Origin of the sequence: Pseudarthrobacter sp. SSS035, assembly GCF_023273875.1 — a bacterium.
Lineage (GTDB): Bacteria > Actinomycetota > Actinomycetes > Actinomycetales > Micrococcaceae > Arthrobacter.
Map to the genome: position 1 here is coordinate 4,819,983 of NZ_CP096882.1, position 19,550 is coordinate 4,839,532.

At 62.1% G+C, this 19,550-nt stretch carries 18 protein-coding genes; 1 reads left to right on the forward strand and 17 read right to left on the reverse strand.

From position 1 onward, the window contains the following. Positions 1-26 precede the first annotated feature (26 nt). The 16 genes from MUN23_RS22475 to MUN23_RS22550 form a co-directional block, all read right to left on the reverse strand. Complete coding sequence (locus MUN23_RS22475; RefSeq protein WP_248761260.1) at positions 27-785, reverse strand: ABC transporter permease; 759 nt, start codon at positions 783-785, stop codon at positions 27-29. Beyond that, the gene (locus MUN23_RS22480) at positions 782-1,786 is read right to left on the reverse strand and encodes an ABC transporter ATP-binding protein (RefSeq protein ID WP_248761261.1); all 1,005 of its coding nucleotides are present in this window, start codon (positions 1,784-1,786) and stop codon (positions 782-784) included. Before MUN23_RS22480 ends, MUN23_RS22475 begins: the two co-directional genes overlap by 4 nt. Continuing rightward, the gene (locus tag MUN23_RS22485) at positions 1,779-2,423 is read right to left on the reverse strand and encodes an ABC transporter permease (RefSeq protein ID WP_248761262.1); all 645 of its coding nucleotides are present in this window, start codon (positions 2,421-2,423) and stop codon (positions 1,779-1,781) included. Before MUN23_RS22485 ends, MUN23_RS22480 begins: the two co-directional genes overlap by 8 nt. Positions 2,424-2,629: 206 nt before the next feature. Beyond that, positions 2,630-3,403, reverse strand: a complete 774-nt coding sequence (locus MUN23_RS22490; RefSeq protein WP_248761263.1) for an IclR family transcriptional regulator — start codon at positions 3,401-3,403, stop codon at positions 2,630-2,632. Positions 3,404-3,475: 72 nt separating this feature from the next. Next, positions 3,476-4,396, reverse strand: a complete 921-nt coding sequence (locus tag MUN23_RS22495) for an alpha/beta hydrolase (protein WP_248761264.1) — start codon at positions 4,394-4,396, stop codon at positions 3,476-3,478. A gap of 1,028 nt (positions 4,397-5,424) precedes the next feature. Then, positions 5,425-5,988, reverse strand: coding sequence for a hypothetical protein (locus tag MUN23_RS22500; protein ID WP_248761265.1), 564 nt, complete (start codon positions 5,986-5,988; stop codon positions 5,425-5,427). Continuing rightward, the gene (locus tag MUN23_RS22505) at positions 5,985-6,809 is read right to left on the reverse strand and encodes a type IV secretory system conjugative DNA transfer family protein (RefSeq protein ID WP_248761267.1); all 825 of its coding nucleotides are present in this window, start codon (positions 6,807-6,809) and stop codon (positions 5,985-5,987) included. Before MUN23_RS22505 ends, MUN23_RS22500 begins: the two co-directional genes overlap by 4 nt. Continuing rightward, a complete protein-coding gene (locus tag MUN23_RS22510; RefSeq protein ID WP_248761268.1) occupies positions 6,694-7,761 on the reverse strand; it encodes a type IV secretory system conjugative DNA transfer family protein in 1,068 nt (355 codons plus the stop codon). Before MUN23_RS22510 ends, MUN23_RS22505 begins: the two co-directional genes overlap by 116 nt. Further along, positions 7,758-9,374, reverse strand: a complete 1,617-nt coding sequence (locus tag MUN23_RS22515; protein WP_248761270.1) for an ATP-binding protein — start codon at positions 9,372-9,374, stop codon at positions 7,758-7,760. The genes MUN23_RS22510 and MUN23_RS22515 overlap by 4 nt, the downstream gene beginning before the upstream one ends. Further along, positions 9,371-10,936, reverse strand: coding sequence for a hypothetical protein (locus MUN23_RS22520; RefSeq protein ID WP_248761272.1), 1,566 nt, complete (start codon positions 10,934-10,936; stop codon positions 9,371-9,373). Before MUN23_RS22520 ends, MUN23_RS22515 begins: the two co-directional genes overlap by 4 nt. A gap of 29 nt (positions 10,937-10,965) precedes the next feature. Further along, positions 10,966-12,891, reverse strand: a complete 1,926-nt coding sequence (locus tag MUN23_RS22525) for a hypothetical protein (protein WP_248761274.1) — start codon at positions 12,889-12,891, stop codon at positions 10,966-10,968. Beyond that, entirely contained in the window at positions 12,872-13,615 is a 744-nt protein-coding gene (locus MUN23_RS22530; protein ID WP_248761276.1) for a hypothetical protein, read from the reverse strand. Before MUN23_RS22530 ends, MUN23_RS22525 begins: the two co-directional genes overlap by 20 nt. Positions 13,616-13,749: 134 nt before the next feature. Then, complete coding sequence (locus MUN23_RS22535; RefSeq protein ID WP_248761278.1) at positions 13,750-14,082, reverse strand: hypothetical protein; 333 nt, start codon at positions 14,080-14,082, stop codon at positions 13,750-13,752. Positions 14,083-14,096: 14 nt separating this feature from the next. Next, positions 14,097-15,287: a ParA family protein gene (locus tag MUN23_RS22540; RefSeq protein ID WP_248761280.1), complete on the reverse strand. Its 1,191-nt coding sequence runs from the start codon at positions 15,285-15,287 to the stop codon at positions 14,097-14,099. A gap of 184 nt (positions 15,288-15,471) precedes the next feature. Beyond that, complete coding sequence (locus tag MUN23_RS22545) at positions 15,472-16,005, reverse strand: hypothetical protein (protein WP_248761282.1); 534 nt, start codon at positions 16,003-16,005, stop codon at positions 15,472-15,474. After that, complete coding sequence (locus MUN23_RS22550; protein ID WP_371875954.1) at positions 16,005-17,117, reverse strand: M23 family metallopeptidase; 1,113 nt, start codon at positions 17,115-17,117, stop codon at positions 16,005-16,007. The genes MUN23_RS22545 and MUN23_RS22550 overlap by 1 nt, the downstream gene beginning before the upstream one ends. A 373-nt stretch (positions 17,118-17,490) precedes the next feature. Here MUN23_RS22550 and MUN23_RS22555 point away from each other — a divergent pair, with 373 nt between their 5' ends. Beyond that, the gene (locus MUN23_RS22555) at positions 17,491-18,642 is read left to right on the forward strand and encodes a S9 family peptidase (protein ID WP_248761284.1); all 1,152 of its coding nucleotides are present in this window, start codon (positions 17,491-17,493) and stop codon (positions 18,640-18,642) included. On the opposite strand, the gene MUN23_RS22560 is transcribed toward MUN23_RS22555, so the two are convergent. Next, positions 18,639-19,550 (reverse strand): hypothetical protein, encoded by a 912-nt coding sequence (locus tag MUN23_RS22560; protein ID WP_248761286.1) that lies wholly within the window; start codon positions 19,548-19,550, stop codon positions 18,639-18,641. The two genes, MUN23_RS22555 and MUN23_RS22560, sit on opposite strands and share 4 nt — an antisense overlap.

Sequence of the window (19,550 nt, forward strand, 5' to 3'; positions counted from 1 at the left end):
CATCTCTTTCACTAGGGTTTTGCAGGTTAGATTCCCCGCGGACGCAGCAGGCGTTCGGCGATGCCGGCCAGCCAGTCAACGGTCAGGGCAAGGCAGATCGTCAGCACGCTGCCAACGATCAGGACCGGCATGCGGTTAAGGGCGATTCCGGAGGAGATGATCGATCCCAGGCCTCCGGCATTGGTGAAGGCCGCCAGGGTGGCCACTCCGACGTTGAGAATAAGAGCCACCCTGATCCCGGCCAGCATGACGGGCACCGCGAGAGGAAGCTCAATCGTGAAGAGGACTTCCCGCGCGCTCATGCCCATGCCGCGGCCGGCGTCGATCAACGCACGGTCGACCTGCCGGATGCCCACCATGGTGTTGCGTAGCACGGGCAGCAGGGCATAGGCCACGAGGGCGATCACCGCCATCCAGAAGCCAACACCGAAAATCATCGCGAGCAGAACAAGGACGCCGATGGACGGGACGGCCTGTCCGGCGTTGGCTGCCGCCAACACCACCGCACCCACTCCTTTGGTGCGGGACCTGGTGAGCAGGACCCCTAGCGGCACGCCGATGGCTATCGTGAGCACTGTCGAAACGACGACCAGCTGGACGTGCTGCCACAGTGACGTGAAGATGACCTCCGGCGCCAGGCTCCGCGTCTCACTCGAATCAAGGGGGACGGATCCCACATAGACGGTGGTGCCGGCAACGAGCAGCAGCACGATCGCCGGAACAACCCACACGGTGGAGCGTCTGGTTCCGGGGACGGTGACCCGCTCCATGATTGTCGAACTCATGACGGCACCGGAGTCCGCTGGGCAGCCGCGGTGAGCAGCCCCTGGATGTCGATGATCCGGGACGCCCCGCCGGAGAGCTTGACGTTGACGCCTTCGGCGCCTGCGGCCAGGACCTTCTCGAGCGCGCGGTGGACGCTTTCCCCCGGGTCGACTTCAACGGTGGCAAGAACACTGCTGGCTTCCATAGTTGACGTGCCAATCACGTCCCCCACCTTCAACAGGGTAAGGCGCCGGACGGACGCTCCGGCCCCCACGAAGTCGCGGACGAAATCATCAGCCGGGTTGCTGAGGATCTGCAGCGGGGTGTCGAACTGCGCCAGCCGGGATCCGGGCCCGAAGATGGCGATCCGGTCCCCCAGGCGCAGGGCCTCGTCAATATCGTGCGTGACCAGGACGATGGTCTTGCGGATCCGTTCCTGCAGACGAAGGAACTCCATCTGAAGCTTTTCCCTGGCGATGGGGTCCACCGCGCCGAACGGTTCATCCATCAGCATGACGGGTGGATCAGCCGCCAGCGCCCGGGCTACCCCGACGCGCTGCTGCTGGCCGCCGGAGAGCTGCCTCGGGTACCGGTTCGCGTACGTGGCGGGCTCCAGGCCAACCAGGTCCAAGAGTTCTTCAGCACGTTCACGCCGCTTGTTCTTGGCAACACCGAGCATCTTGGGAACCAGCGCCACATTCTCTGCGATGGTCAGGTGCGGGAGCAGGCCGATTTGCTGGATGACGTAGCCGATGCCGCGCCGTAACTGGTCCACGTCAACATGGGTGACATCCTTACCGTCGATCCAGATGCGCCCTTCGGTCGGTTCAACCAGCCGGTTGATCATGCGCAGGGTGGTGGTCTTCCCGCATCCTGACGGGCCGACCAGGACGACGAATTCGCCGCGTTTGATTTCCATCGACAGGCCGGCAACGGCGTCTTTGCCCTGGTCCGGGTAGCGCTTGGAGACGCCCTCCAGATAGATCATGGTGTCAGGACTGCTTCCTGGGTTTTCAGACATTTAATCCTCGCACAGTGGTGATTTTTGCTATCAAGATGAATAGGAGATCCAGGACCAGCGCAACAAGCACAACCCCGATCACACCGGACAGTGCTTCGTACAGGGCATTTGCCCCACCGATCCGGGCGAGACCGCGGAAGATCAGCTCCCCCAGGCCCGGACCGCGGACTACGGCGCCGATGGCTGCCGTAGCCACCAGCATGATGGTGGCGGTCCGGATGCCGTTGAGGATCACCGGCCAGGCCAGCGGAAGAACAACGGTTCGGAGCCGCTGGCCCGGGCCCATGCCCAGCCCGCGCGCCGCATCGATGACAGCCGGGTCTACTCCTTCAATGCCGGTCACCGTGTTGCGGAGGATGGGGAAGATGCCGTAGATGGCCAGTGCCGCGACCGTCGGGGCGACCCCCAGACCCAGCAAGGGAATCATCAAGGCAAACAAGGCGAATGAGGGGATGGTCAGCAGGGTACCGGTTACGGACAACAAGGTCTGCCGCAACCGGGGCATGGACTCCGTGAGAAAAGCCAACCCGATGCCCAGGACCGCGGAAACGGCGACGCTGATCAGAACCAGTTCGGCGTGCTGCTCCGCGAGAAGCAGCAGCCGGGTAGCGTTATTCGTCAGATATTCCAGAAACACGGCGTCCTCTGATCCAGCGTGAGGAGACGGTCCGACCGCTCTTGTGAAGAGGGTCTTCCGTCAGGCCGGCAAACCACGTCGTAGGTCCGGGAACCGACGACGGAAAAAGGCATAGCAAGACAGTGCATGGTTAACTCCTGCTCGTTCTTGACTTGTGGAGGGAGGGTTACGGAAGGGCAGGCCCGTACGGCGGAACCCGGCGGCCGCTAGGCCGACGAGTGCGTGACCGGAGAGAGCGCCTGCTGAAGAGTGCGGACCGCCGCGAGCAGGTGGCCCGAGAAGACCCCTATATGGGGTTCAATGCGAAGGGCCGGGCCCGAGATGTTCACTGCGGCTGTAATCCGCCCTGAATAATCACGCACGGGTGTGCCGATGCCCACAATTTCAGGGTCAAAAATCCGGTTCGCCACCGTGTAGCCCTTCCGCCGGGCCTCGTGGACGTGCGCCAGGAACTCCCGCGCTTCACGCAGTCCCACGCCGTCTTGGCCGCTTCGGACGATGTCGAGGATATGATCATCCCCGTGGTCCAACAGCAGCGCCATCCCGCTGGAACTTCGGTTCACAGGGACGGTACGCCCGACCCACCCTGGTGCCTCGATTGACCGTCGCGAACTTTCTGAATGTACTGTCAGGACCTCGCCGTCGCTGAGTACTGTCAGATAAGTGCGTTCGCGGACCACCTCGGTCAACCGGAACATCAGCGGCCCCGCAACCTTCGTCAGGCGCTGGTCACCGGCCCGGAGGGCCAATGCAAACAGCCGCCAGCTCAGCTCATAGCGGCCGGCGGGATCCCGGGCCACCAGCCCGGTTTCCAGCAGGCTCTTGAGCTGACGCGACACGACCGACTTTTCGCGGCCCAATACCCGCGAAACATCCGACACGGTCATCCCGTCAGGGAACTGAGCCGCGTCGGCAGAACTGAGCACGTCGAGGACTGCCATGACCCTCGCCGCTCCGCTCTGCTTCTGATCCATGTCCATTCCCGGATACTAGGTGTCGGATGTGATCCATGCAACATCGAGTTGCAAAAACCGCATCCTATAGGTGGTCGGTCAGGCAGAGACGCTGCGTACCGGGGACGAGCTCGCGGCGAAAGCCTGCCCGAAGAACTCATCCAGGCGGTCGCACAACAGCACGAACTCCGGGTGATCGACGTACATGAAGTCGTTGTGCCGCCCGTCGACGCTGTAGAGCGTTTTCGGCGATGAGGCGGCTTCGTACAGTGCCAGAGCCTCATCAATGGGGTGCAGGGAGTTGCGGGTGCCGTGTCCGATGAACAGTGGAGTCGGTGCAATGTCTGCGACGACCTTTTCCACGTTCATGTCCAGGATCGACTCGGTGAACTGGAGCCGGGTGGGGTGGCCGAAACCGTAGACTTGCGAGAGTTCCTTCTGCACGTAGTCGTCGGTGGCGGGGTCCAGCGGATAGTGCTCGAAGGTGTCTGCCATCCTTGACTCTCCCTCGAGAACGCGGCGCGTGCGGTCTTCCTGAACGTCCTGGAGGATCTTCGTCCACTCGTGGTAGGAGTGAATGGACTTCAGCCAGCGCTCCCCTTTGTAGAAGCCATTCAGGGCAGCGACGGCCGCGACATTACGGCCCTTTTCGGCGGCGAGAATCACGTTGGCGGCGCCCATGCCCCAACCGATGAGGCCAATCTGACGGTCATCCACATCCTGCTGAGTCTGCAGGAACGTGACGGCGTTGCGGATATCCTCCACCTGTTCCTCGATGAGGACCGTACCCTTCGGACCCTCACTGTCTGCCATACCGCGATAGTCGAATCCGAGACAGATATAGCCCTGCTGCGTCATCAGACGGGCGAACATCTTGGGGTAGAACTCATTAAAGCCCTGGTACCCCGAATTGACGATCAGCGCCGGCCTCAGCGTGCCCTCCGAAAGGTCATCCGGGTAGTACAAGGTGGCCTGAAGACGGCTGCCTTCACTAAAGAATGTCGTCTGTTTCTCAATCATTTTTCCTCCATCGGGAAATGCGCTGCCTCTTCACAGCGGTCAGCATCCACTTGAACGTCCTCTGGTGACTGCGGCAAGCCATGTGGCCTGCGTCTCAATCATGCAACCTACTATCGAACGCAAGTGCATTAACCGCAATACCTACGTGCAAAAAATGCATCATCCTTTGGAGTCGCTTCGGCGAGTTTGCCGGACACACCCAAGAATTCAAGGAGTAGGAGTTTTTGGCGGCCTGTTGGGCCAGCTCCGAGTCCTGCGCCACAAGCCGTTGCGCAGGGTTCGACGGTTGCCGTCCCTGACCGTCCAAGTGTCTTGGAACAGGCGGCAAAAACGCAGTCGTACTCACCGAGGTGGTCAAGGACCATTCGCACAGCACGATCACGCTGATCCTGGGGGTATCGCTTGCGCATAATCGCTATCCTTCAAAACGGGAGCGACATCAAACCCAGCAAATACGGGCCACTTCGCCGCCCCACTGAACGCTAACGTCGGATATTTCACTAATTCACAAGCCACCCCTGTAGGGCGCTGACCTGTTCGCCCTGCCTCAGTGCGAGACGAGCAGGGATGGTCGCGGAAGAAGGTATCTATCGAGTGTGCCAGGTATGCCGATATTTCTGGGCTAGAAGTAGTTGGCATTATCAGGCCTGTCATCACCGGCCTTTATGGTTAGGCCATGCAGCAACTTTTTGATTTCGCCTTTCGCGCGGCTGGACCATGCCGAGTCGAAGCGGCGGGAATTTGGTGAATCCTGGAAGCAATACATCTCGGGGTGTTGGTAACGGTGCTGCCACGAGCCGCAATCGCCGTATCCGCTTTTCGCGGCGCCAACGCCCGCTGGCATCCTCTCCGGTTTGGTCCATGCCCTTGTGGGAATCGCGTGCCGAGTCAAACAGGTGTCAGCTTGGGGTACACCCCAGCTAGGCGTCAGGCAGTCACTCAATCAGCGTCAGGATAGGGTCCCAAACGCGTTTCCTGCAGCCTTCTGATGGACAGTCCTGGATTCCAACCTGACACCTGGCTGCGGTCTATCCGGTTGCTACTGTCGCTCCCAGTTCGGCAAGAAAGTCGGAGAAGCCAGGATCGGTGGATGGCCTGAAGGACGACCGGTGGTCGACGTGGTTTCCTTCGTTGATGCACTCACTAAGGCCCCAGGGTTTGGACCTGATGCGTTCGAGCATGGGCCAGAATGTGCCGTCGTGCCAGGAAGCCGCGTCCGTCACCGCATTCTTGTGGCCGTAGTAGGCGGCCTGCCATGCCACCCACGCGGCCGTGAGCTCTTCAACGACGGCTGTATGGAGGTACCAGCACCCGAGGATCCGGGAACTGTCCGTTACGCCGTACCGCTCGTTGATCCAATTCACCCAGGCGCCCAGCGCCTCCATCAGTTTTGCGGCGTCGGGGCCGGTTAGCTCTTTCCAGTTCCAGGGCGCAGGTTTATTCTTGGGCGGGACAGCAAGAAGATCGTCCATCATCTCCACCAGGACCTGCATGCCCTCCTCGAGGGCACCTATCTGCCCGACATGCGCCAGGACGACATCTTCCAGCAAGGGGACCTCAACGTCGGCCCCTTCTTCAGGTGTGGCGCTCATGCCCTATCCCCGCTCGTGCCGACGGCCGCGGCTTCAACGTCTGTGGCCTCAGTGAGCTGGTCCTGCTGGTACTGGTCGGCTGCATTCGTTTCTTTGAGCGACTGGGCCGCTTTCTTGTCTTTGGTGATCTGGTCGGCGTCGGGACGCTTCCACCACGGGGTGAGCTGCACACGCGCCGGAGCCACGTTGCTGTAATGCATGAAGGCCTCCCCCACGGGCAGTTGCTGGATCTCATAGCCGCGGATCACCGGGCGTTCTTCCTCACTGGTGGTGCGGGAGGATCCATTCCTCCCCTGGGAGGTCGAAACCCGCTGGTGCCGGGTGGTTCCCGCAGCACGGGCGATCTTGTCGAGTTCATCGAGTTCTTCCAGGCCCGGCAGGAACAACCTGATCGAAGACGTTCCACGGATGGCAGTGGCGGCCTCAGCACCCCACCGCTGACGGTTCTGGGCAAAGGACTGGCTGAATCCGATGATGCGGATCCCGCGGCCACCGGAGTCCGAGAGCGCGCCGGCCATGTCCGGGATGGCGGCAACATTCGGAGCCTCGTCCAGGACCATCGTCAACACCGGCCACAGTCGGCCCCCCGGCGCGCCTTGAGAGATGCGCTGGGCCTTACGGAACATGAAGTCAGCGAACATCGCCACCAACGGGGCTACCGGCGAACGTTCCCCGTCGGTGAGCAGGTACAGGGTGTTCGGCTTTTCAAGGAACTTTTCCATGGTGAATCCTTCGCCTTTGCGCGGGCTGAGGATGTGCATGGCCCTGGGCGAGGACAACGGTTCGAGCAGGCCAGCCAGGGTTTCCTGGATGGAGTCCACGGTTTCCCCGGCTCGTGAGGAGATCAGCGCCTGCAGGCGGGAGGTGAACGCTGCGGGGGGCGTTGTGCCGGCGGAGGATATCGAGCGGCTCGGTGTTGGAGAAGTTGTTGGTCCACTTCACAATGTCATCGACGCTTTTCCCGCCCAACGCCGCGGCGTGCAGGAACCGGCCGAGCACGGCGGCTGCCTTGGAGTTGAAGAAGTCCCCGTTTTTTACGTCCCCCATGGGCTGGGCGCCGGCCCAGGCCTTGCCGCGGGCCAGGGCTTCGTCGGGGTCTTCGCACCCGTCGATGACGTTCCAACGGACTTTGTTGTCCCAGCCGGAAATATCCTGGAGGTCGAACACGGATACCTCGCCCTTGCGCTGCCGCGCGACGGCGGTGAGCATGGGCAGGTCATTTTTGGTGGAGGTGGCGATGACGGCACCTGGTGCGTCCAGGACGATGCCGACGGCGAGGAACAGGGTTTTGCCGGAGCGTTGCGGGGCGAACACCCACATGGAGTCCTCGTGCTGGACGTAGAGTGTCTGTCCGTCGAGCTTGCACAGGGCCACGATCATTTCGTCTTCGGTGGCGTCAGTGGGAAGTTCCAGGGACTGTTTGGCTTTGGTGAGGGCGGCTTTTTTGCCCATGCGCTTTTCGAGGTCTTTGTAGCGGGGCAGTCCGTCGTCCCTGTGTTTTTTGGTGCCTAAGAGTGCGCTGAGCATTCCTGCTCCGATGAGGGCCAGGACCGCCAGGACGATGAGGATCCATGTTGCTGCGCCGGGCCAGGCGAACTGGCCGGCCTTGATTTTGGCCAACAGGGCGGTGGAGTCCGTCCACGGCATCCCGGTGGGTGTGATCAGCTCGCCCAGGAAGGCGGAGACCCATCCGAGGACGGCCAGGACGCCGATGATGACGGCAAGGCCGATTTTCATCACTGAATCGGTGGACATGCGGCTTCCGGTGCTCATGCTGCGGCCTCCTGTGTGCTGGCGTCGATCTGGGTGATCGTGGCGGTGGATTTCATGGCTTTATCGGTGTCGGTGAGTTCGATTTCGAGGGCGCTGCGGATGTGGATGGCGATGAACGGGTCTTTGGTGCCGATCCGCATCATGCACGTTCCCTTGGTCAGGGTGGCGATGTCGGCTGCGGACCCGGACGGGAGGTTGAACATCCGTTCGCAGGCCCAGGCGTCATCGGATTTTTGCTGCTTGTACAGCAGGACCGTGCCGCATTCCTTGAGCATGGCGATCGCCGGGGAGTCTTCGGGAATGTCGGAGATGTGGTGGAACGCGAACATGGACGAGAGGGACAGGGCGCGGGAGAGCTTGGTGTTCCGCCGGGTGACCTTCGCGACCGAGCCCTGCACGGTGTGCCAGGCCTCTTCGATGACCAGGATCGTGGGGACCGGTTCGGCCTGGCGGTAGAGGGTGTTCGCCAGCCAGGTGTTGATGATGGTCATCACGATCGCCAGTGCCGGTCCGTCCTCCGGGAGCAGCGACACGTCGAAGACGGTCAGGCCGGCGTTAAGTGAAATTTCCGTGCTGGTGGGTCCGTCGATCAGGCCGGCCAGGTCATCTTCAATCATGCGTTCGAGTTCGAACGCGGGGTCCTGGCCCCACTGCCGCAGCTCGTCCCACTGCAGGCCGGCCTTCTCCGTGGTGGCGGGGTCCGGTGCGTAGAGGGCGTCCAGGACGTGCCTGATGTGGGCGATTTCGCCCGCGGCCGCAGCGACGCGCAGGGCCTGCTTGTGGGCCATGCGGACTGCCTTGCCTTCCTTGGGCAGCAGCGGACGGCCCAGGGCTTCCTCCACGACGGCGCGGACCAACATGGACTGGCCGGCGGGGGTGGAGAGTGCGGTGTCATCGTGGCTGTCTTCGTGGAGGCGGGCTGCGATGCGCGGGTCCAGGATGTTGATCCTTGCCCCTCCCCCGCCGACCATGAACTTCACCGGTTTGATGTCCAGGCTCCGGGCCAAAGAGGTGTATTCGCCGCCGTTCTGGTCCAGCTGGTACTTCTTATCGATCACTACGACGCGGCGGCCGAGGACCAGTTGCCTGAGCACCGCCCAGGTTTTGATGCCGGAGGACTTGCCCTGCCCGAGGTCCCCGATGAAGCAGACGTTCGGGGATTCGAGTTCGTTGCCGTAGGAGGTGAACGGGTCATGGACGATCATCCAGCCGGAGCCGGCGTCGATGCCGAACGCCAACCCACGGTGCGAGGTAGGGGGCGAGGCGATGGCCATGTGGGAGAACTCCATCTGCCGGGTGGAGGACAACACGCCAGGTGCGGCAGGGTCATAGAATCCCAGTTTCGAGGCCTGGGTGCTGCCGCGCTCACAGTGCCACTGGACCGAGGACCTCGCCTGGGCTTCGGCCCGCTGCCGGATGCCGGCTTTCTTCTCGTCAGCCCTTTTCTTGGAGTTGGAGCGGCGTTTGGTGGCCACGGCATCGTCGGTGGCCACCGCTGCAGGGTGCTCGCCCGTGAGCCGCTGTCCGGGGCCCGAAGACTGCTGGGTGCGGTGGGATTTGCTGGTCAGCGCCCAGGGCATCCTCAAACCGCTGATGAGTTTTTGCGTGTTCATCGGATTCCTCTCGTAAACGGCATGGTGGTGATCAGTGCCAGATCGTTCCGGTGATCCAGCCAGTCAATGAATTCGATCCCGGCATCTGCGGCGGCGGCTTCGATCAGGTCAGCGGTGGCCAGCAGCTCATCTTCTGATTCGACGGAGTAGGAGATGTAGAGGGCGTAGGAGGCTCCGTGGTGACCGGAGCCGGGTTTGAGGTCCAGGAGCCGCTGGGTGGAGGCGCCCAGGAGAACGTCTTCGGAACCGTCGGTGACGACACCGGACTTAGCGACTTCCTTTTCCCGGGCACGGTCCATGGCCGCGTCAGTGCGGGCCTTCCCACGCGCTTTCCGGGCGTCTTCGAGTTCCATCACCATGGAGACCGAGTGGACGACGGCCGGCTGGATCCCGCTGACCAGCGACTGCAGGGCCGAGACGGGAATGGCTTCGGGGCTGAACGCCGAGGCCGGCACGTACCCGGTGCGGGTGTACCAGTGCCCGTTCACGACCACGGAGGAATCCGAGGTTTCCCCGTCCAGGTGCTGCCAGCAGTCAGCCAGGTCAGCGCCTTCGTGGTCGTCAATGTCGTAGTCCGGGTCCTGCAAATGACGCAAGAGCCCGGCCATCTGTTCCGGGCCCAGAGTCCGGTAGTCCTGAATCCCGCCCATCATCTGCGCCTGGGACAGGGCGGTGCGGATCTCCTGGTGGATGGCCAGGCCCAGGCCGGTATCGCCACCGCTGAGCTTGCCCGCCTTCAAGCTCAGCGTCGCGGACTTCGGAATCCTGAACGTCTCATAGGTCCGATGCTGTTCCGAACGGGACTGCAGGGTCTGCACCAGGTCCCCGTAGGACTCCAGCAGGATCCGGGGCACATCCAGTGCCTGTTTGTCTCTGATCCAGAGCAGGTGATCGGTGGAGTCCATCGGCACTGCCCGGGAGAGGGACTGGACGTGGGTGATGAGTGACTGCCGGCGTGCCAGCCGTGCCAGGAACTGCCCGCGGGCCACATAGGCTGAGTCCTCACGGTTTTCCTCCCGGATCCCGGAGGACGAACCCATGATCTCGACCGTCACGGTGTAATAGGGCTCTTTGATCCGGCCGCCGTGACGGAAGACCGTCATCGGCCCGGTCGGGGTCTTCACGGTGAACGCCCTGACAGTGCCCACCATCAGCGGAACGTTGTTCGTGTGCTTGACGGGGACCTCGATCATGCCCTGCTCATCAGCCCGGGAACGGTCGGCTTTGCCGGCCTTGACCATGCGGGTCTGATCCCGGAACTTCACAGGAACAAACGTTGCAGTCTTGTTCTTCTGGCGGGATCGCTGGTGTCTGGCCTCCACATACAGAGCTCCGAGGGAGCGGTAGCCCGTGATCTTGCTGGGCGTGGTGAGGATGACCCCGGCGCCGATAATCACAGCCCCGAGCGACAGCCCGAGCCAGATGATGCTCGAGAGGGAAATGATGACGATCATCCCCAGGGCGGTCGCGGCGCTCAGGCCAACCCACTCAGGACCGGTCCGGCCACCGCCGAACAGGCCACGGCGGGAAACCTCGCCACCGACAACAACCATTCTTCCCATCAGACCAACTCCCCCTGCTTCTTTACCGCTTACCGGCCACTGATGTGGTCGGTATCAGGCGCCATCGACCCGACGCCCTGACGGCCGCGCATCGCAGCCTGCCGGGATGCTTCCCGGCCCGCGAGCAGAAACGCTGTCGCCCCACCGGCAGCGATCTTCGCGGATCCCCGCGTCGCGGCAACCGTTCCCCTGCCCATGGCCGCCGCACCACTGCGGACAGCGTTAGCCGCCTTCCCCGAAGGAGTACCAGCACGGTCCTCACGCTGCAGCTCACCAATAGTGCGGTTATCCGGTGCACCCTCACCGCCAGAAGACGGGGCAGCATCGCCCTGCCCTGCAGTTTCCTGCCGAACTCCACCAGCACCACGCCGCCCACCAGAGCCAGTACCCGCACCGACTCCGGCCGACGCCCCACCAGGGAGGCCCCCACCAGGGCCAGCTGAGAAGCCGGGACCGGCGGTTTCAAACCCGGCAGAACCGCCCGGACGGCCGCTGCCGCCGGAACCGGACTGGGCCTGCGCTGTGCGGCGCTTACGGATCATCGACCCGATGGCAGCCCCTGCCCCGGCAACAACAGCCGCACCAGCAATCGACCGGCGGTTAGCGCCCAGCCCGGTAGCCGACGACGGCAGAACCGGTACGAACCTGAACAGCAACGCCGGCGAAAAGGCCAGGACCACCATCGCCGCGGCGGCAGTGAACACCGAGGAAGCATTGATCAGCGCATCGCCTGTCCCTTCGCCCTGGAAGGCGGGCCGGCTGCTGATGAAGGTGAACAGCGCCCCCATCAGCAAAAGGATCAGTGGCTTGAACAGTGCAATACCGGCCCACAGCGACCCGGTTTTGGCGACCTTCGCCCGGTGATCGGGGTGGACCATGTAACCGATAAGGATGGCCAGACCCACCCCCAGCAGGTACAGGGCCATTGGCTGCAGGGCGAACAGCCCCAGCAGCGCCCAGGCACCGATAAAGAGAAGCCCGAACAACAGGACTGCGGCCAACGGCCCGAAAACTCCGTTTGATTCGAAGGCAGCGAATCGGGAAATCGTTGTCGCGAAGTCCATGATCTGGTTCGCGGTCCACGGACTGATCGAAGCAGCCAAGTTCATCAACGCACCATGGCCAACGTGCGCTAAAGCGGGGCCGAAAACGGCCAGCAGGAGCGACAGCGGGCCGTACCAGAACAGCGACTGCCGCACCGTGTCGAAGTCGATCTTCTCATCGGAGAGATCCTTGAACAGCTTGAAATACATCAACACTAAAAACACGATCCCGATCCCGGAGAAGATGCCCCACATCTCACGGAAAGAGTCATCAACCTGGAACTCCGAGGTCTTCAGGATGTTCATCAGCACCTCGTTCGTGGCCGTCACAGCGGCCTCTTTGGTCGAGTTAGCGAACTTATCCAAGCCGTTCTTCGCATCCGCAACGAACGCCACCGTGTCCACAGCGCCCAACACGAACTGCCCACCAGGCTGCATACCAACCGCCGTCCGGAGGGCAACCCCAGCGATGGGCTGATACTTCTCCCACGCAGCTTCAGCTACGCACAACCCAGTGGTTACCGGCCGGGCACCTTCTTTGGCCAGGGCAGCACAGAACTGGCTTTTGCTTGTCTCTGGTTTGTAATCGAGGGATTGCTCTGGCGTAGTCAGGAAGCTGTTGAAAGCCCGCGTTGACATCCCTTCGCAGTCCTGGCCAATCATCGTTGCACTCATTGGATTGGGCTGGCAGATGTTCTTGGCGAGTTCCTGGTTTATTCGGTCGCTGATGCCGTCGCGTTCCGCCCGTGGGAGTCCTGCCAGACGTTTGAGCTGGTCCGCGTTGAGTTTCTCGGAAGCGTTCACTTCGTTCGCGGCCTGAGCAGCGCCTGCGGTAACCACACCAAATCCGATAAAGAGAGAAAGGAACAGGGCTACGAGTCGGAGCCGGCTGCTACCGCGTAGCGTTTGCATACTCTGCCCAGCCTTCCTTGCTCAGGTCCTTGAAGTACCTCGCCACTATGGATTCATCCAGCGGCGGTATGTTTCCTGACGGGGTCCCTCCGAGTCCGCCAGAAGGGCCTTTGTCCTTCAACCGGGAAACCAAGTCCGCATCATTGACGCCTGTCACGACGTTGGAGATTTTCCAATCGTCCTTCCAGGTCAGCTCCATGGTTCGGGTGCCGAAATATCCCTGCGGCAAGGTGTCACTGGTTCCGAGGGCACCAAAGAACACTTGCACCACGGCAGTCTTCTTCGGCTCGCATGAAACCATCCGGTGCATACCGCCGGCCTTGACGTTGGTCTGTTCCATCCAGCCGCCAGCAAAAGTCTTTAGCTCGGTACCCTGAGCCACGACATTGGTGACGCTGTCGCCAGGAAGAAGAACCGTGTCCAGCCACGGGCCAGGGACAGCCAGGGAGTTCAGGGTGGCTTTCTGGGTGTCCCAGGTTTTCAGATTCACGTCGGCCAGTACCGGCGTGTAGTTGGCTGCTGCCTGGGCGGCGGAGTCGCAGGTGCCGCTATATCCGATGGGGGTTTTGCCATCGGCGGCGATTTTGGTTCCGCCTTCTCCGATGTTGAGTTTGGAGACGGGGAAACCCAGCCTTCCTGCCACCATGCCGCTATCGGGTTCCGGTTGCGGCGGCGCTGTCTGTTCGTTTGGCCGGAAGTTGATCAGTACGACGGCGACGGCCACGATGACCACCATCGCTGCGCTGGCGACCAGTACTTTCCAGTTCATTTTCATGACTCAGATCCGTTCAGGGTTGAGACGATGGCAGGGGGCACATGGTTGGACTCTTGCCTGTACGGCGCTGGGGAGAGCATTGGCTAAGCTCCTGCTAAGGCGGTGAGTGTCAGGATGCCACCGATGATGACGCTCGCGCTGGCGACAGCTGCCAACGCGACACCGCTGCGCTTGGCACCCTCTGCGCCTTCTGCAATGTCGTCAGAGTGGCCGCGCCGACAGGCGACACCCCACTTGCCCAGGTTCATCAGGAAGGCTCCTGCGACCAGGACCACGACCAGTGCCCAGATCCCGCCGAGGATCAGCTGGGTCGCTCCCTCGAACTGGACACCGAAAACGCTCAGGCTCGGAGTCACCCCGTCCAGTGGGTTGTCCACCGCGGTGGCGACGAAGTTGGTGGAGATTGTGTTGAACATGGTCAGTTGTCCTATCAGTTGGTGGTGCTGTGCTGGGATGGATTGCGGTTATCGACCGTCAGGAGACCTGCGGCGATTCTGGCCGTGACGCGTTCGAAGGCGCGGCGGGCGGGATCACCGACCAGCTGCCAGTCGATGATCGAGCCGTTATCCAGGGCCGCGTCGTAAGGAATATCGATGATGGTCCGCACCGCTGAACTGAGCTGTTCGCGCAGGTCCGCCTGGTCAGCGGCGGAGACCTTGGCACCACCGCCCTGGGTGACGATTACGACGGCGTTGGCCACCAGGTCTTTGTAATGGGGGTTGGTCTGGCGCTCCGACATGGATTCGAGCTGTTCGATCATCCGAAGTGCTGAGACGACGGCGTTGCGCTGGAGCCGGACCGGGACCACGAGCTGATCGGTGACCTCGATGGAAGCGAGCCAGTTCTCTGAGCGGGTGTTGTTGCCGGTGTCCAGGACGATGGTGTCGTAGAACCGGCTGACGACGGTGTGGATGCGGTTGAACTCGTCCGCGCCAATGGACTTCATCCGGTCCGGATCCTCGTCGGAGGCCAGAACGGAGAACTGGTTCTTGCCCTGGTGACGCGTGTAATAGGTGAAGTCGCCCTTGCGGGCTTCGATGGTTTCGAACTTCCCCAGGACGTTCAGCAGGTCCCACACGGTGCGGGTGGAGCCGTTCGCGTTGGTCCGGACCCCGAGGGTGCCCATCATTTCGTTGTTGTCCCACACGATGGCGTGCTGGCCCGAGTGGATACCGAACGTTGAGCCGATACCCACGCTGCACATGGTCTTCCCGACCCCACCCAGGGGCTGGGCGACCATGATCCGCATGGGACGTGAATAAACGCGCTGGATCGCCGACAGGTCAGTCCGGCGCGCCAGCTCCACTGCGCCGACTTTGGGCTTGACCAGACCGAACGTGATGGTCCGAAGGAACGCCTGCCAGCCGGTGGCCGGCGGCAGCTCATCGTTCATGTTGTCCTTCTGCAGCACGGAGGCGCTGCGCCGGCCACTGACCAACGGAACAGCCTGCACCGGAGCTGCAGGCTCGCTCAGTGACTGAGCCTGCCCTGCTGCGGGGACCTCACTGGTCGCCGGCTCAGGGCTCACCTGGGTGGTGTCCTCACTCTCGGGTTCCGTTGGGTTGAGAATGCTGATGGGGGCACGGGACTTTCGCTCTGCGCCGGACCAAGTGGTACTCATGAGTTCTTCCTTCCATTCGTGGTGTGCTGAGAGGTGGAAATCTGTGGGGCTGCTTCCCGGAATCTGACCGGTTCCGGCCCACCTGGTGGGGGCTCCGGACTCACCGGCTGCACCGCCGGCGCGAGTGGATCCGTGAACAGCGGTGCTGTGCCGAACTCATCCAGACCCAGAGCCTGTACGGCGTTCACTGGGCGACCTTGGGACTGATGGAGGTCACAAGCCATGGATCGTCCTGGCCGATGCGGTGGAGCATCATGTCCCAAGGGCCTTCGTTGGTATAGAAGGATGCCGTGACGGTCATGGGGTTCTGCGCTTCCCGGCTGATCGAGGGACCATCCGTGACGGTGGAGTAGGGGATCCGGGCCGGGTCGATATACCTGGCGTCTTCCTTGTACTCGATGGCCAGCAGCGGCTCCAGCTCGGCGAACCACGTCGTTTCCGGGACGTCGGGCCGCCCGAACAGTTTCATGGCCTTCGCGGCCGTTTCCCTGGCCCTGGCCTCCGAGCTTGCGTCCCAAGTGACATTGGGGCCTTCGTAGTGTTCCGTTGCGTGGCCGTCATCGACCGAGTGCTCGCCGCTGGCCTCTCCACCGCCCGGGGTAGCTGTAGCTGACGCGGCAGGAGGCGCACTGGCAGTGTTGGATGCTGGTTCGCCAACACAGCCACCCAGCAGAAGCGTGCCGGCCATGAGGGCCGGGAAAACCGCGAGTTTACGCATCAGAGGATGCCCTTCTCTTTGAGGATCGGTGTCGGATCGATGGTGGCGTTGATGGGGATCATCGGGTTCGGGAGCGCCCCGGCGTAAAACTCCATATGCAGGTGCCGGCCGGTGACGTTGCCGGTCGCGCCCTCTGTGCCCAGCGGGGTCCCGGCGGCAACGGTGTCGCCTTCCTTAACCCGGACCGAGCCGGCCTCCATGTGGTACATGCCGATCGTGAGCTTGCCGTCCGTGGTCTGGCCTGTCACGCCCGTGCCGAAAAGTCCATCGAGGTTCCGGACCTTCACGATCTTCATGTCCGTAACGGCGACGATGGTTCCGGCGTCGCCTGGAGTGGCGAAGTCGATCCCGTAGTGAAAGTTGGCCAGCACTCCCCCAGCCGTACCGGCTGGAGCGGCGCGCGGCCCGTATCCACTGGTGTTGATCGCGTCGACCATCGGCCTGACCCACTTGCCAGCCAGGTCCCCCACGACCTCGTTGCCGGCGCCGGGGCACACGCCCGAAGGATCCACCAGAGCGGCTGTTTCGCCTCCGAGGGCTTTGACGATTTCCGTAGCCGTGGGACGGAACTGGGTGTAGTGGTTCGGATCCGAGTTCCGCTGTGCCCGGTGGATGGCGATCGTAGGCTCCAGCGACTCCCAGCCTTCCAAACGCTGCAACGCCTTGAAGAAGTTCGTGGCACTGATGTGCGGATCCATTCGGTCCTCGTAAGAACCCCACGCGCCGTTATCGCGCTGCTGGAACAAACCGCGGGAATCCGGGCCGGCACCGTCACCGAAATCAATGACCCGCAGCGTGGACTCACCAATGGAAGCCTGAACACCGATCAGCTGAGCCGCCACCGGAAGACCCAGGTCCGACGCCGCTTTCAGGATCGCCGCGGCATTCTTCATCTGCTCCGCATCGACTCCAGCCACCGGGCTGCCGGGAACGGGTGCGGCAGATGACGCCGCCGCCGTCCCTGGAGCCACGCACGCCGAGGCTGCCAGTGCCGGAGTCCCTCCGTCATCGAGGACCACGACAACAAAACCGAGTGCCAGGGCAGTTGTAGCGGCAACAGGAACGACGACTTTTCGAAACGCTTTTCCTGCCCCAGCTGCAGCGATACGCACTAGGAAGTCCGCCTGATCCCGTTGGTTCGAAACCAGGAATCTTTGAGGTTTATTGGGGGCCGTGTTGCGCGCGTGAGGGGAACTCCATGGAGCAGTGGATCTTCGGACACGGGCCAGTTCCTCGAAACGAGCAGCGTCTCCATGTGAAATCCCCTCGTTTCGGCTGGTGGCTTCGGCCGCCGCTCAACGCTGATCACGTGACTCCCCCTTCGATGCTCACGCGTCGGCTCGCTCAATCAACGATACATGCCTGTAGTGAACATGTGCAACGCCTGTAGTGGGCATGAATTGTTCATATATCAGGGGCTGAGGTGACGTTACGATGATTTGGCTTCGTTCCTCGCCCTGGAACGCGGCGGGAGGGTGAGACCAAATGCAGACGACACGGCGGGGCCTGGTCGGCCTGGCGTTCTTTGTACCGGCAGCCGCACTATCTGGATTCGCGGTTGTTATGGCCCGCAAGATCGTTAAACGGGGACCAAAGGACTACCGTCGTGCCGAATTGACAGATGATGGCCGCAGAGTCCGCATCGATTTGGACGACTACACCAAAGCCCTGGGCGACTTTGGCGTGTTCGACCCTGTGGCCGAGAGCTACACGAGAGTCGGCGAGGTCACACTGATCGATGAGGATCAGAAATACGTGGAGCGGCTAATTCATCCTTCGGGTGCCGGGCCGGCACGCCTGGGCCCCCTGGTCGATTGGACCCCCGATGTGTTCTTCGAACCCTCTGCGGTGGCCGGACGGTTCGAAGAGGTGCAGATCCCCACAGCCTACGGCGCGGCGCCTGCATGGCTATTCCAAGGAAAGAACACCGACACATGGGTGATCCATATCCATGGCAGCTGGACAGACCGCTCGATCATGTTTCGGGACGTCCACGCTTTCAGTCCCCTGGGATTTACCTCCTTGGTTCCGTCATTCCGCAGCGACCAGGAGGTCAGCCCACCACAGGCCGAATCGAGCCACCTTGGGCAAACCGAATGGCGTGACGTGGACAGCGCCGTGGCCTACGCAGTGGCTCATGGAGCCAGGCGGATCATCCTCTCGGGCTGGTCAATGGGTGGCACCATCGCGCTGCTGACAGCGGAGCGCAGCGCTTACCGGGACCGGATCGTCGGAGTCGTCCTGGTAGGGCCGGTCACGAGCTGGCGCAAGACCATCACGGCGGGGGCGGCGCGGGCGGGCGTGCCGGCGATTGGGGCCGGCCTTGTCATGTGCCTGCTGCAGGCACCCCCGTTCGCGAGGATGCTCGGGTTGGAGGAACCGATCAATTTCGATGCACTTGAATGGGTCGATGTACCTAACCGTGTGGCAGTCCCGACGCTGGTCTTGCACTCCTACACAGATCAAGAGGTTCCCTGGGAGATCTCGGCGGCGTTCCAACGCGCGAATCCTGACACCGTCACCCTGATTCCCCTACCTGAGGCGCATCATACCCAAGAGTGGAACGCCTCTCCTTGTACCTTCTCCAACGAACTGACGGCTTGGGTCAGCAAAACGATCTTGGCTCAGCAGGGCTAGGTCTGTGCGTCTAGCTTGGCCTCAATTTGGCTGATTCTGCTCTGAACAGACTCCGGGAACATCGTCATGTTCCCCCTCTGGTAGTTGTGCAGAACGATGAGGCTTTTGTAGACCCCGTTTTCGAGCGTTTCATTGAAAAGGTCCCACGCCGGGCTGACTCGGGATTGATCTGCATTTACCCGGGTCCTCAACGCAGTAAGCCAGAGCGCATCGATCATCCAGAGCCGCAACTTCGGGAGCTGCTTCGACAGGAAAAGAATCAGCCACCCCGCAGCCGTCACCGAGAGGCCTAAATAGAAAAGGCGGTCAAACCAGGATCCGATCGCTTGGGCGAAGGCGTCCCAGGGCGAGAAATGGAACAGCACCACGTACGTAATGTGGCACGAACAAGCCGCCGCAACCACGAGCAGGCCCGCTGAGAATGTTGCGTACGGGCCCCTCGCCTTGTGCCGAAGCATGTAGATGATCCTGAGCACGGTGAACAACAACGCGAGCATGTACGTGCCGCTGTACGTGGCAGTTGCGAGCTGGTCCATGCGGGAATCAATGAAGCCCGCAGCCGTTGGAGCTTTGTCCTCAATCAGGGCGAAGCTGACAATCATGATGGGAATGCTCAGGAACGGGGCGTAGTAAGTCCTGCTGACTGGTACGTTCGCTAACCGCCGCACGCTGTCGTTGAAGAAGAAGATCGCTAGTAGCGCGAAGATGGCTTGAAGCAGGTTCGTCACGTTGATGCCACCGAGGTAGCTGTCGATAACCTCTAGCGGTGTGACCGTCCCTAGGACATAGAGCGCCGTCAGGCCGAACATCGAGGCCAGCCACGACGCCCGGGATTCCGCCACCTTCACCACCGAGGGGATCCGAAGGAGGCATAGGGCACTTAGCAGTGCAAAGAGCAACAGTTTCAT